The following is a 12,599-nucleotide window of genomic DNA, read 5'->3' on the forward strand; positions in this document are numbered from 1 at the left end:
CGTTTTTCTTTCTCTGCTGCTCGGTTCTCCTCGGGGCCGCGGGATGCCGGTGCCGGGTTGACGCTGCCGGGCTCGCAGCTACTGCGTGCTCCTGAGGGCGCGTTCGAGGACGTCGGCGCCCTCCTCGGCCTCCGCGACGGTCAGCGACAGCGGCGGCGCGATGCGCAGGGCGCTGGTGTTGTGGCCGCCGCCCTTGCCGATCAGCAACCCGCCCTCGCGGGCCGCCTCCAGGACGGCGGAGGCCGCCTGGGGGTCGGCCTCGTCGGTGCCCGGCCGCACCAGCTCGATGCCGATCATCAGCCCGCGCCCGCGCACCTCGCGTACGCCGGGCAGCTGCGCGGCGGACCGCAGCCGCTCGATGAGCAGACCGCCGACCCGCCGGGCGTTGCCCTGCAGATCGTGCTCCAGCAGATAGGTGAGGTTGGCCAGACCGGCCGCCATGGTGACCTGGGTGCCGCCGAACGTCGAAATGCTGTTGGCGTCGAGGCAGTTCATGATCTCGGCGCGGGCCACGACCCCGCCGATGGACATGCCGTTGCCGATGCCCTTGGCGAAGGTGACGATGTCGGGCGGGCCGCCGCGGGCGTGTGCCTGCCAGCCCCAGAAGTGTTCTCCGGTACGGCCCCAGCCCGTCTGCACCTCGTCGGCGATCCACAGGATGCCGTGCTCCTGGAGCACATCGCGGAAGGCCGCGTACAGGCCGTCGGGCGGCGAGGTGAAACCGCCGACGCCCTGGATGGGCTCGGCGATCAGGGCGGCGGACGGCCGGGTGTGACCGAGGAGGTCCTTCAGGTCGGCCACGCAGGCGGCGATGAACTCCGCGTCGTTCAGATGGGCGTAGGGGCCGCGGGTGCGGACGCCGCCGTGCACGTACAGGGTCTGCAGCGGGGACAGGGCGGTCGGGGACCAGCCGCGGTTGCCGGTGATGCCGACCGCGCTGAAGGAGCGGCCGTGGTAGCTGTTGCGCATCGCCAGGACCGTGTTGCTGCCCCGGTGGGCGGTCGCGAGCAGCAGGGCGGTGTCGTTGGCCTCGGTGCCGGAGCTGGTGAAGAACACCCTGGCGTTCGGGATCTGCGACAACTGGGCGATGCGCTCGGCGAGTTCGACCATCGGCCGGTTGAGGTAGAGGGTCGAGGAATGGATGATCCGCCCCGCCTGCTCGCTGACCGCCTTCGTCACCTCGGGCAGCGCGTGGGCGGTCATCGTGGTGAGGATGCCGCCGAAGAAGTCCAGGTACCGGTTGCCGCGCGCGTCCCAGACGTGGCGTCCCTCGCCGTGGGTGATCTCCAGCGGGTCCTCGTAGTAGAGGGCGAGCCAGTCGGGCAGGACGTTGCGGTGGCGGGCGTAGAGGTCGTTCACGGCTGCACCAGCCCTTCGTAGGCGTCGGGGCGGCGGTCGCGGTAGAACGCCCACTGCTGCCGCACCTCTTCGATGAGGTCGAGGTCGAGATCGCGGACGAGCAGTTCCTCGTCCTTGTCGCCGGCGACGTCACCGACGAACTGTCCGCGCGGGTCGACGAAGTAGCTCGTCCCGTAGAAGTCGTTGTCCCCGTACTCCTCCTGCCCGACCCGGTTGATGGCGGCGATGAAGTACTCGTTGGCCACCGCCGCGGCCGGCTGCTCCAGCTGCCACAGATGGGCCGAGAGGCCGCGCGAGGTGGCCGACGGGTTGTACACCAACTGGGCGCCCGCCAGGCCCAGTTGGCGCCAGCCCTCGGGGAAGTGCCGGTCGTAGCAGATATAGACGCCGACCTTGCCAGCCGCGGTGTCGAAGACGGGCCAGCCGGCGTTGCCTGGCTTGAAGTAGTACTTCTCCCAGAAGCCCTTGAGCTGCGGGATGTGGTGCTTGCGGTACTTGCCGAGGTAGCTGCCGTCGGCGTCGATCACGGCCGCGGTGTTGTAGTAGAAACCGGACTGCTCGATCTCGAAGACCGGCACGACGATCACCATGCCGGTCCCGCGGGCCAGGTCCCGCATACGGCGCACGGTCGGCCCGTCCGGCACCGGCTCGGCCCAGCGGTAGTGCTCCGGTTCCTGGACCTGGCAGAAGTAGGGGGCGTTGAAGACCTCCTGGAAGCCGATGATCCGGGCTCCCCGGCGGGCCGCCTCGCGGGCGTGCTCCTCGTGTTTCGCCACCATGGACCCGGTGTCGCCGGTCCAGGTGGCCTGGACCAGAGCGGCGCGCAGGACGTCGGCCATGAGCTGCTCCTTCGACGGGACCTCAGAGCCTCTACGCCCGTAGACACAGGCGGTAGAGGGACGAACGTAAGCCTCCCGGGCGGGCTTGCCAAGACCATCGTCGTGAACCCGCGGAGTCGATCATGTTTCACACTCCAGTGGGTGAGCCGCTGGGCCGGTCAGGCGGCGATCCCGCCACGCACAGGGCGTGCACCAGCTCCCAGTGTCGCTCCTGCGAGCCGCCCCGCGCGGCCTCGGGCAGATGCGGTACGAGGCGCTGTGGATCGACGGCGGCACTACGCGGGCCACCTCCGCGGGGGTACGGGCCCGGACGTACGCGTCTAGGGCGTCACCCCACCGCTACAGGGAGTTTTCCGGGCGGCTGCGACCGCCCACGGGAACGGCCGGCAGGCCGCGGATCGCCGCGCACGAGGGGCGCGGCCATGGGGCTCACACCTCGACCAGCGCGCAGCGCTCCGGCAGTTCGTCCAGCGACAGACCGAGCGCACGGGCGAGCGCCGTGACGGTGAACGAAGGCGGGGGTCGGCGCACGGCCCGTCTCGATCTTGCGGAGCGTCTCGGCGGAGACACCCGCATCGGCGGCGACCTCCGTCATGCTCCGGCCGCCGCGCGGCGCGCAGCAGCCGCCCGAGCCGCTCGCCCCGCTCGCGCTCTTCCGGGGTGAGGGGGGTGCGCACCACGCCGCCATTCTCATGCCGGTACACCGATGGGCATGAGGGAACTCACGCGGCCGGGCCGTCAGGCCGGGCCCCGGCTGGACATGCCCCGCCTCGCCGAACGTGCCATCGTGGGGTAGGCCCACCCGTACGACCTCTTTGGTGAACGGAACGCCATGACCAGCGGCTTCACGGGACCGGAAGGACACGGCCCGGACCCCTTCGGTGAATTCCTCTCCCGCTTCTTCGGCGGCGGCCCGCATCCCGGACCCCGTCAGGTGGACATCGGCCGGCTGCTCAGCCAACCGGCCAGGGAACTGGTGAAAGGCGCCGCCCAGTACGCCGCCGAGCACGGCAGCCGCGATCTGGACACCCAGCACCTGCTGCGCGCGGCCCTCGCCACCGAACCCACCCGGAGCCTGCTCAGCCGGGCGGGCACCGACCCCGACTCGCTCGCGACGGACATAGACCAGCGCTCCGGGCCGGTGCAGCATCCGCAGGGCGGTGCGCCGCCGCCGACCTCGCTCTCCCTCACCCCCGCGGTCAAGCGGGCGCTGCTGGACGCGCACGACATGGCCCGGTCGAGCGGCGCCGGATACATCGGCCCGGAGCATGTGCTCGGCGCGCTCGCCGCGAACCCGGACTCGGCCGCCGGGCACATCCTGAGCGCGGCCCGGTTCGCGTCCGCCGGGATACCCGCGGACGCCCCCGAGGCGCCGCCGCGGGCCGGCGCCGAACGTCAGCGGCCCCCGGCCACCCCGACCCTGGACAAGTACGGCCGCGACCTGACCGACCTGGCCCGCCAGGGGCGCGTCGACCCCGTCATCGGACGGGACGACGAGATCGAGCAGACCATCGAGGTGCTCTCCCGGCGCGGCAAGAACAATCCGGTGCTGATCGGCGACGCCGGCGTGGGCAAGACGGCGATCGTGGAGGGACTGGCCCAGCGGATCACCGACGGTGATGTGCCGGACGTCCTCACCGGGCGCCGGGTCGTCACCCTGGACCTGACCGGCGTGGTCGCGGGCACCCGCTTCCGCGGGGACTTCGAGGAACGGCTGAACAACATCGTCAGCGAGATCCGGGCGCACTCGGACCGGCTGATCGTCTTCCTCGACGAGTTGCACACGGTCGTGGGCACGGGGTCCGGCGGCGAGGGCGGCGCGCTGGACGCGGGCAACATCCTCAAACCCGCGCTGGCCCGCGGCGAACTGCACGTCGTGGGCGCGACCACGCTGGAGGAGTACCGCAGGATCGAGAAGGACGCGGCGCTGGCCCGCCGGTTCCAGCCGATCCTGGTGCCCGAGCCGACCGTCCCGGACACCATCGAGATCCTGCGCGGGCTGCGCGACCGTTACGAGGCCCACCACCAGGTCCGCTACACCGACGACGCGCTGATCGCCGCCGTCGAACTGTCCGACCGCTATCTCACCGACCGGCGGCTGCCGGACAAGGCGATCGACCTGATCGACCAGGCGGGCGCCCGGGTGCGGCTCGGCGCCCGGACCAAGGGCACGGACGTACGTGCCATGGAACGCGAGGTCGAGCAGCTGCTGCGGGACAAGGACCAGGCGGTCGCGGACGAGCAGTACGAGCAGGCCACCCAGTTGCGGGACCGCATCGTCGCACTGAAGGGCCGGATCTCCGAGACCACCGGCGACGACAAGGCCGACGAGGGACAGGACCTGGAGGTGACAGCCGAGGCCATTGCCGAGGTGGTGTCCCGGCTCACCCACATCCCGGTCAGCAGGCTGACCCAGGAGGAGAAGGAGCGGCTGCTCGGCCTGGAGGAGCATCTGCACCAGCGGGTGATCGGCCAGGACGAGGCGGTCGCCGTGGTCGCCGAGGCCGTGCTGCGCTCCCGCGCCGGGCTGGCCAGCCCGGACCGGCCGATCGGCAGCTTCCTGTTCCTCGGCCCGACCGGTGTGGGCAAGACGGAGCTGGCCCGGGCGCTCGCGGAGGTCCTGTTCGGCAGCGAGGACCGGATGGTGCGGCTGGACATGAGCGAGTACCAGGAGCGGCACACGGTGTCCCGGCTGGTGGGTGCACCACCCGGGTACGTCGGCCATGAGGAGGCCGGTCAGCTCACCGAGGTGGTGCGCCGGCACCCGTACTCGCTGCTGCTGCTCGACGAGGTGGAGAAGGCGCACCCGGACGTCTTCAACATCCTGCTCCAGGTCCTCGACGACGGGCGGTTGACCGACGCGCAGGGCCGGACGGTGGACTTCACCAACACGGTCATCGTGATGACCAGCAACCTGGGTTCCGAGGCCATCGGGCGGCGCGGCGCGGGCATCGGGTTCGGCGCGGGCGGCGCGGAGGCGGACGAGGAGGCCCGGCGGGAGCAGATCCTGCGCCCGCTGCGCGAGCACTTCCGGCCGGAGTTCCTGAACCGCATCGACGAGATCGTGGTGTTCCGCCGGCTCAGCGCCGGGCAACTACGGCGGATCACCGACCTGTTGCTGGAGCGCACCCGGCGGCTGCTGCATGCCCAGGGGGTCACCGTCCACTTCACCGACGCGGCCGTCGGCTGGATCGCGGAGCGCGGTCACCAGCCGGAGTACGGCGCCCGCCCGCTGCGCCGCACCATCCAGCGCGAGGTCGACAACCGTATCTCCCGGCTGCTGCTGGACGGCCGTCTCCCGGAGGGCAGCCGGGTCAGGGTGGACGCCACGGACCACCATCTGACCTTCGAGACGGAACCGCCGCCGCGGGCCGACGCGGAACCGGTGGGCGGCACGGCCCCCGCGCCGGCCTCCGGCCAGGACACGCCGCCCGATACACCCCCCTCGCCACAGCCACCCACCCCCGGCCCCTGAAGCCCGTCCGGCACGGGCCGGGCAGCGAGGCGCGGCACCCGGGCCGGCACCCGGGTCAACGGCGGGCGCCGTCCGCAGGGCATGCGGTGCGCCGGACGGCTCCCGCGAGATCGTCGTCACCGCCGCTGGGGGTGCCCCCTCTGGCGGAGGCACCGAGAAGACGCCCACCGCCGACGCCGTACTCATCACGACCGCGGCCAGCCCCACGACCTGCCCGCCCCCCGGCCCGACAGCAAACGCACCCGAGCCGCGGCACCCGGCACCGCCCCGGGGCTTGTCGGCGCGCGGGTGGGTGGCGGTCCACGGCGGGCTGCCCGTCTTCCGTCCCGTGGCCCGGCCACGCCCCGCACGGGACAGGTGGCCGGGCGCCGACCTCATGTCGCGGACGTCACCGGGTCGGGTGTACCACCATGGCCGAACCACCGCCCCTGCGTACCGTTTCCGCCGCGGCCAGCCATTTGCCGTCGGGGAGGCGCTGGACGCCCGTCGCGGCGCCGATCTCCGGGTTGAGCGAGAAGGCGTGCCCGATGGCTTCGAGCCTCGTGCGCACGTTGCTGTCGTAGAGGCCGGGTTCGAGTTCCGTCCTGGCCGCGTTGCGCTGGCTGGCGCGGGGCGCGGCGATCGCGTCGACCAGCCGCAGATGCCGGTCGAGGACCCCGGTCAGGGTCTGCAGCACGGTCGTGATGATGGTCGCGCCACCGGGCGACCCGAGCGCCACCAGCGGCCTGCCGTGCCGGTCGAGCACGATCGTCGGCGAGATCGACGACCGCGGCCGCTTGCCGGGACCGGGCAGATTCGGGTCGTGCACGGCCGGGTTCGCCGGGGCGAAGGAGAAGTCCGTCAGCTCGTTGTTGAGGAGGAACCCCCGGCCGGGCACGGTGATCGCGCTGCCGCCGGTCTGCTCGAGAGTGAGCGTGTAGGAGACGACGTTGCCCCACTTGTCGGCGACCGTGAGGTGCGTGGTGTTCTCGCCCTCGTACGTCGTCGGGGCCGCCGTGCCGCCCGTGCCGCAGGCCGCCGGGTGGCGCGGATCGCCGGGCGCGACCGGGCTGGTCAGCACCGTGTCGTCCTTGATCAGGCAGGCGCGTGAGTCGGCGTACGACTGCGACAGCAACTGCTTGGTCGGTACGTTCTCGAAGGCGGGGTCGCCGACCCAGCGTCCACGGTCGGCGAACGCGATCCGGCTGGCCTCGATGAAGCGGTGCAGATACTGCGCCTCGGTCGCCTTCGAAAGATCGGTCCTCTCAAGGATGTTGAGGGCTTCGCCGACCGTGGTGCCGCCCGATGAGGAGGGTGCGACCGAGTAGACGCCGAGCCCGCGGTACGACGTCTTGGTGGGCGCCTGGAGCTTGGCGCGGTAGGCGGCGAGGTCCTTGGCGGACAGCCTGCCGGGACGCGCGTTCCAGCCCGAACCGGGGTCGACCGGCGGTTTGTTGACGGCGGAGACGATGTCCTCGCCGAGGTCGCCGCGGTAGAGCGCGCCGATGCCCTTGCGGCCCAGTTCCTTGTAGGTGCGGGCCAGATCGGGGTTCTTGAAGGTGGCGCCGACGACCGGCAGTTGCCCGTTCGGCAGGAACAGCTCGGCGGTGTCCGGGAAGTAGCGGAACCGGGTCTCGTTGGCCGCCGTCTGCGAACGGAAGGTGTCGTCGACGCTGAAGCCGTCGCGGGCGAGCCGTTCGGCGGGTCCCAGCACCGTGCCCAGCTTTTTGCTGCCCCAGGTGTCCAGGGCCGTCTGCCAGGTGGCGGGCGTGCCCGGCGTGCCGACGCTCAGCCCGCTGCTGACGGCGTCGGCGAAGGCGAGTGGCTTGCCGTTCTCCAGGAACAGGTCGGAGCCGGCGCTGAACGGCGCGGTCTCCCGGCCGTCGATGGTGTGCGCGCTACGGGACCTGGCGTCGTAGTAGACGAAGTAGCCGCCCCCGCCGATACCGGCGGAGTACGGCTCGGTGACCCCCAGGGCGGCGGCCGTGGCGACGGCGGCGTCGACCGCGTTGCCGCCCTTCTTCAGGACCTCGATGCCGGCGGCCGAGGCGTCCGCGTCGACGCTGGCGACCGCGCCGCCGTAGCCGACGGCGACCGGGGTCTTGGACGGGGTGGTGCTCGGGGCGCCCGGTGGCGCCGCCGCCCCCACGGAGACGACGGCGGCCGAGACCGCCAGGACCGATAGTTTCCGCACGACAGGGCGACGCATCCGCACCTCCAGCGAGTGACCGTCCGCGCAGCTTAATCGAACGACATGTCCCCGTCAGGACCGTCTCGAACGCCGGTTTGCCTTCGGCCGCTAGCATGCGCGCCCATGAATGACGACGTGCGCAACATCATCCTGGGTCTGGTGGCCGCCGGCATCAGCGCCGGCTTCGGCTGGCTGGCCCGCACCACCCTGTGGAAGCGCAGACTGCGGCGCAAGCAGGCGTTCTTCGGGCTGCCGGAGAACGCGGAGTCGCTGCTCGTCGTCAACCGCGACCCGGCGGCCTCCGAACCGGCGGTACACCGCTTCGATGTGTTCGCGCTGCTGGAGCTGGCCGCGCTGATCAAGGACTGCGGCGCGCATCTGCAGATGGTGACCCAGGACAACGTCCAGCAGAGTTTCGGCGAGCGCACCGAGTTCTGCGTGGGCGGTCCCGGATCGAACCGGCGCATGGTGGCCCACATGTCCGCGATGCTACCCGGGGTGCGGGTGAACATCGATCCGGAGCCGGGTCCTGACCGCGGCGCCTTCCAGATCGGCGGCGAGCGCTACCGTCTGGAGCCGGGCGTCACCGAATATGTGCTCCTGGCCCGGCTGACCGCCGGGGAACGGCGCGAGGCACGGCCGGTGTTCCTGTTCTGCGGCCAGCGCGCGATCACCAACCAGGCCGCGACCCGTTATCTCGCCCGGCACCATGAGCGGCTGGCCCGCAGGCACGGCACAAACCCGTTCGTGCTGCTGCTGAAGGTGGTCAACTCGCAGGCGTACGGCCCGGACGTGGTCGAGCTGGTCGCCGATGTGACACGCGCCGCGCAGGCGCCGCTGCCAGCGTCGGAGGCACCGCGCTCGCACCGGGCCTAGGGCGTGAGGGGACCGGCGGTCCGGTGGGGCGAGGGCCCGGGAGCAACCCGTCCGGCGCGCAGCTGACCTTCCCCTCGCCGGCGGCCGACCCGTCCTGCGGGTGCGCACCGCCGCGCGAGCAGTGATCTCCGGCTGCCGCCGGGCGGGCCTGGCCCCGAGCCGCTGCCCCCCACGGTTTCGGAACGGCGGGGAGACCCCCACCGGTCGGCAGCGTCCCCGGCTGGACCGCGGCGATGTCCACGGCCTCCGTCTTGGGACTGCGCCACTCACCCCGGGACACCCGGCCGGCGAACCAGGAGAGCAGCACGCACATCCCGATGCGGATCGGTGAGATCACCATCACCACGGGGATGAACGGCACATCGTAGTCGAGGCGGGACGCACGCCGGAGCGGAACACCTCGCCGAGCACGGAGCCATCGGGGAGGGTGAACCGCACACGGCCGGTACGCAACAGGGGGCGCACTTCCCCGGCTCAGCGCGTGAGGATCGTGGCCGGGACGTCCCCGGCACGCCCGCCGCGCGGTCCGGTGAACGGCACGACACACACTTTTCGGGCATCAGCCGTATGTGCCGTGCCCGTCAGGCCTCGGCGACCTCCGCGTACAGCTGCGACAGCTCGGGAACGCCGCTGGTGGCCCACTCGTGACCGGCCTCGACGACATCGAACTCACGCCCCGATACAAGCCGTACGACGGGCTGCCCGCCGGGCTGGAACTCCCAGTACGCGCCGGGCACGGTGCGCACGATGACCGTGCCCAGATACAGGCCCGCGTCATTGCCCAGCCAGGGCAGGATCTCCGCGTCGTCGCGCCAGCGCGGCACCAGCTGGTCAAGGGCCTCGAGCGAGGTCACGGAGTCGTCCAGCCGGACGCCCTCCTGGGCCGCCTGGGAGCGCAGCAGATCACACTCGGACAGCAGCTCGGCGACGCCCTCGCGGTCGGCGGGCAGCACCGGGGCATCGCTCTTCTTGTGCCGGTTGCCCAGGAAGGGGATGTTCATGTACACAGCGTGTCACCGACCCGGTGCCCCGCACCACAGGGTGAGCGCGGGGTGTCGCCCCACGCCCGTGATCAGTACTCCTGGAGCGCCAGATCCACCACCACCGGGGCATGGTCCGAGGCGCCCTTGCCCTTGCGCTCCTCGCGGTCGACATAAGCGTCCTTGACGGCCTCGGCGAAGGGCCTGTTGCCGTAGACCAGGTCGATACGCATGCCGCGGTTCTTGGGGAAGGCGAGCTGGCGGTAGTCCCAGTAGGTGTAGGGGCGGTCGTACTTCAGGGGACGCGGGACCACGTCCGTGAGGCCCGTCTCACGCAGCGCGGTCAGCGCGGCGCGCTCGGCCGGGGTGACATGGGTGAGGCCGGCGAAGGCGGCCACGTCGAAGACATCCTCATCGCTCGGCGCCACGTTGTAGTCGCCGAGGACCGCGAAGGGGCGGCCGCCCGCCGCGTCGCCCGCGACGGCGGCCCGCAGCGCCTCGAACCACTGGAGCTTGTAGGCGTAGTGCGGGTGGTCGACCTCGCGGCCGTTGGGCACGTACACCGACCAGACGCGGACCGGGCCGCAGGTCGCGGAGATCGCCCGGGGCTCCTGCACACCGTCGTACCCGGGGTCGCCGGGCAGGCCCTTGACGACGTCCGCCAGGCCGACCCGGGAGAGCACCGCCACGCCGTTCCACCGGCCGGTCGTGTGGACCGCCGCCTCGTAGCCCAGCTCGCGCAACTGGTCACGGGGGAACTGCTCCTCGGCGATCTTGGCCTCCTGCAAGCACAGCACGTCGGTGCCGCTGCTCTCCAGCCAGGCCAGCAGTCTCGGCAGGCGGGCGGTGATCGAGTTCACGTTCCAGGTCGCGATGCGCATGCCCCACAACCTACCCGGGGGCACTGACAGCGCCGGACCGCGCTCAGACCTCGGCGCTGGATCCCGGTGCGAGCCGCAGATGGTCCGAGCCGCCCAGAGCGCCGATCTGCCGGTCGTACACCGGCCGGGCGAGATCGGTGAGCAGGGCGTCGTGGATGTCGTAGGCGCGCTGTGGCCCGACCTCGCGGACGTAGTCGATGACCTCGGAGATCTTGTTCCACGGGGCCATCACCGGGAGCATCAGCGTCTCGACGGGCCGGTCGGGGACGGTGAGGGCGTCGCCGGGGTGGAAGAGCCGGCCTCCGTCGATCAGATAGCCGACGTTGGTGATCCGCGGGATGTCCGGGTGGATCACCGCGTGCAGCTCGCCGTGGACCTGGACGTCGAAGCCCGCCGCGGTGAACGTGTCGCCGTGGCCGACGGTGTGGACCCGGCCGGGGAAGGCGGCGGCGATCTGGTCGGCGACCGACTTCAGGGTCCAGATCCGCGCCGCCGGGTTCGCCTCCATGGCGGCCCGCAGCCGTCCCTCGTCGAAGTGGTCCGGGTGCTCGTGCGTGATCAGGATCGCGTCCGCGCCGAGGGCGGCGTCGGGCTCGCTGAAGCCGCCGGGATCGAGAACGAGCGTCCGCCCGTCCTGCTCCAGCCGGACGCAGGAGTGGGCCTTCTTCGTGAGCTTCATACGAGCCATCCTCCTCCCCGCCGAAGCCGTGCGCTCACTCCGCGGGCGTGGTCTCCTCCCGCACGACCTGCTGGGCCACCCGGAACGCGCTGTTCGCGGCCGGCACACCGCAGTACACGGCCGCCTGGAGCAGCACTTCCTTGATCTCGTCCGGGGTGAGGCCGTTGCGCAGCGCCGCCCTGGTGTGGAAGGCCAGCTCCTCCAGGTGACCGCCGGCGACCAGCGCGGTGAGCGTGACACAGCTGCGCATGCGGCGGTCGAGTCCGGGACGGTCCCAGATCTCGCCCCACGCGTAGCGGGTGATGAACTCCTGGAAGTCCCCGGAGAACTCGTCGGACCCCTCCAGCGCCCGGTCGACATGGGCGTCGCCCAGCACCTCGCGGCGGATCTTGAGGCCCGTCTCATAGGCGTCGGGCCGCCCCGGCGGCTGCGGGGCCGTCACGGGCGGGGCGATCTCGGCGATGGGCGCGGCCTGCGGCGGGGCGGCGAGGACCGGCTTCGCGGGTGCCGCCACGATGGCCATCTGGCCGGTCGTCGAGTCGAACGCCGGCTGCCAGGCGCTGGAGAAGTGCCGCACCAGCAGGTCGGTGACGGCCGCGGGCTGCTCGACGGGCACGAGATGGGAGGCGCCGGGGACGACCGCGAGCCGGGCGTCCGGTATCCCGGCGACCAGGGTGCGTGCCTCGGCCGGGCCGGTGACCTGGTCCTCCGAGCCGACCAGCACCAGGGTGGGCACGCCGACGCGGCCCAGTTCGGGGCGGACGTCGAAACCGGCCAGCGCCTCGCAGGCGGCGATGTAGCAGCCCGGGTCGGTGGTGCGCACCATCTGCACGGCCCACTCGGTGATGGCGGGCTGCGCGGCGGCGAAACCGCCGGTGAACCAGCGGTCCGGCGAGCTACGGGCGATCGGGTCGAGCCCGTTGGTGCGCACGATCACCCCGCGCTGCCGGAACTCGTCGGCGGTGCCGAACCGGGGCGAGGTGGCGACCAGTGCGAGCGAGGCGAGCCGTTCCGGGTGGCGCAGGGCCAGTTCCACACCGATCGCGCCGCCGAGCGCGCACCCCGCGTAGCCGAAGCGCTGCACGCCGAGCGCGTCGAGCGTGGCGAGCAGCCGGGCGGACAGTTCGGCGACGGAGTCCGCCGGATGGGCGGGCGCGCCGCCGTGCCCCGGCAGGTCGAACCGGAAGACACGCCACTGCCGGGTCAGTTCCGGAACCTGGCGGTCCCACATGTGCCATGTGGTACCGAGGGACGGTCCCAAGATCAAGACAGGGGCGTCTTCTGGCCCGTCAAAGCGGTATTGCAGCGTTTCGATCTTAGCTTCGCTCACGGGTTCACAC

General features: G+C 71.9%; 9 protein-coding genes and 2 pseudogenes. 2 read left to right on the top strand and 9 right to left on the bottom strand.

Translation table 11 applies throughout. The features are described from left to right. Nucleotides 1–78: 78 nt before the first annotated feature. The 3 genes and pseudogenes from ABT245_RS15825 to ABT245_RS15835 all read right to left on the bottom strand — a co-directional run bounded on the left by ABT245_RS15825 (nucleotide 79) and on the right by ABT245_RS15835 (nucleotide 2,878). A complete protein-coding gene (locus ABT245_RS15825; RefSeq protein ID WP_351733797.1) occupies nucleotides 79–1,359 on the bottom strand; it encodes an aspartate aminotransferase family protein in 1,281 nt (426 codons plus the stop codon). Further along, nucleotides 1,356–2,198, bottom strand: coding sequence for a nitrilase-related carbon-nitrogen hydrolase (locus ABT245_RS15830; RefSeq protein WP_351733799.1), 843 nt, complete (start codon nucleotides 2,196–2,198; stop codon nucleotides 1,356–1,358). The genes ABT245_RS15825 and ABT245_RS15830 overlap by 4 nt, the downstream gene beginning before the upstream one ends. 429 nt (nucleotides 2,199–2,627) lie before the next feature. Continuing rightward, nucleotides 2,628–2,878 (bottom strand): annotated as a pseudogene (locus ABT245_RS15835) (helix-turn-helix domain-containing protein). A gap of 152 nt (nucleotides 2,879–3,030) precedes the next feature. Here ABT245_RS15835 and ABT245_RS15840 point away from each other — a divergent pair. Then, the gene (locus ABT245_RS15840; RefSeq protein ID WP_351733801.1) at nucleotides 3,031–5,673 is read left to right on the top strand and encodes an ATP-dependent Clp protease ATP-binding subunit; all 2,643 of its coding nucleotides are present in this window, start codon (nucleotides 3,031–3,033) and stop codon (nucleotides 5,671–5,673) included. A 388-nt stretch (nucleotides 5,674–6,061) separates the two neighbouring features. On the opposite strand, the gene ggt is transcribed toward ABT245_RS15840, so the two are convergent. Beyond that, entirely contained in the window at nucleotides 6,062–7,861 is a 1,800-nt protein-coding gene (ggt, locus tag ABT245_RS15845; protein WP_351733803.1) for a gamma-glutamyltransferase, read from the bottom strand. 105 nt (nucleotides 7,862–7,966) lie between these two features. Between ggt and ABT245_RS15850 the strand changes: the two genes are divergently transcribed. Further along, the gene (locus ABT245_RS15850) at nucleotides 7,967–8,719 is read left to right on the top strand and encodes a hypothetical protein (RefSeq protein WP_351733805.1); all 753 of its coding nucleotides are present in this window, start codon (nucleotides 7,967–7,969) and stop codon (nucleotides 8,717–8,719) included. 196 nt (nucleotides 8,720–8,915) lie between these two features. Here ABT245_RS15850 and ABT245_RS15855 read toward each other — a convergent pair. The 5 genes and pseudogenes from ABT245_RS15855 to pcaDC form a co-directional block, all read right to left on the bottom strand. After that, nucleotides 8,916–9,101, bottom strand: a pseudogene (locus ABT245_RS15855) (amino acid ABC transporter permease); the annotation flags it as partial. 199 nt (nucleotides 9,102–9,300) lie between these two features. Next, nucleotides 9,301–9,720, bottom strand: a complete 420-nt coding sequence (locus tag ABT245_RS15860; RefSeq protein WP_351733807.1) for a DUF6278 family protein — start codon at nucleotides 9,718–9,720, stop codon at nucleotides 9,301–9,303. Between the two features lie 71 nt (nucleotides 9,721–9,791). Further along, nucleotides 9,792–10,580 carry an exodeoxyribonuclease III gene (locus ABT245_RS15865; protein ID WP_351733809.1) on the bottom strand — a complete coding sequence of 263 codons (789 nt, stop codon included), beginning with the start codon at nucleotides 10,578–10,580 and terminating at the stop codon, nucleotides 9,792–9,794. A 43-nt stretch (nucleotides 10,581–10,623) separates the two neighbouring features. Next, nucleotides 10,624–11,259: an MBL fold metallo-hydrolase gene (locus ABT245_RS15870; RefSeq protein ID WP_351733811.1), complete on the bottom strand. Its 636-nt coding sequence runs from the start codon at nucleotides 11,257–11,259 to the stop codon at nucleotides 10,624–10,626. 34 nt (nucleotides 11,260–11,293) lie between these two features. Next, on the bottom strand, nucleotides 11,294–12,589 hold the full coding sequence (gene pcaDC / locus ABT245_RS15875; protein ID WP_351733813.1) for a bifunctional 3-oxoadipate enol-lactonase/4-carboxymuconolactone decarboxylase PcaDC: 1,296 nt from the start codon (nucleotides 12,587–12,589) through the stop codon (nucleotides 11,294–11,296). Nucleotides 12,590–12,599: the final 10 nt, after the last annotated feature.

Source organism: Streptomyces sp. NPDC001508 (assembly GCF_040298665.1).
Taxonomy (GTDB): domain Bacteria; phylum Actinomycetota; class Actinomycetes; order Streptomycetales; family Streptomycetaceae; genus Streptomyces.

Excerpts from the sequence above, each read along its gene's own strand:
- ABT245_RS15865 (WP_351733809.1), bottom strand. The coding sequence starts at position 10,580 with ATGCGCATCGCGACCTGGAACGTGAACTCGATCACCGCCCGCCTGCCG.
- ggt (WP_351733803.1), bottom strand. The coding sequence starts at position 7,861 with ATGCGTCGCCCTGTCGTGCGGAAACTATCGGTCCTGGCGGTCTCGGCC.
- ABT245_RS15850 (WP_351733805.1), top strand. The coding sequence starts at position 7,967 with ATGAATGACGACGTGCGCAACATCATCCTGGGTCTGGTGGCCGCCGGC.
- ABT245_RS15830 (WP_351733799.1), bottom strand. The coding sequence starts at position 2,198 with ATGGCCGACGTCCTGCGCGCCGCTCTGGTCCAGGCCACCTGGACCGGC.
- ABT245_RS15840 (WP_351733801.1), top strand. The coding sequence starts at position 3,031 with ATGACCAGCGGCTTCACGGGACCGGAAGGACACGGCCCGGACCCCTTC.
- ABT245_RS15860 (WP_351733807.1), bottom strand. The coding sequence starts at position 9,720 with ATGAACATCCCCTTCCTGGGCAACCGGCACAAGAAGAGCGATGCCCCG.
- ABT245_RS15870 (WP_351733811.1), bottom strand. The coding sequence starts at position 11,259 with ATGAAGCTCACGAAGAAGGCCCACTCCTGCGTCCGGCTGGAGCAGGAC.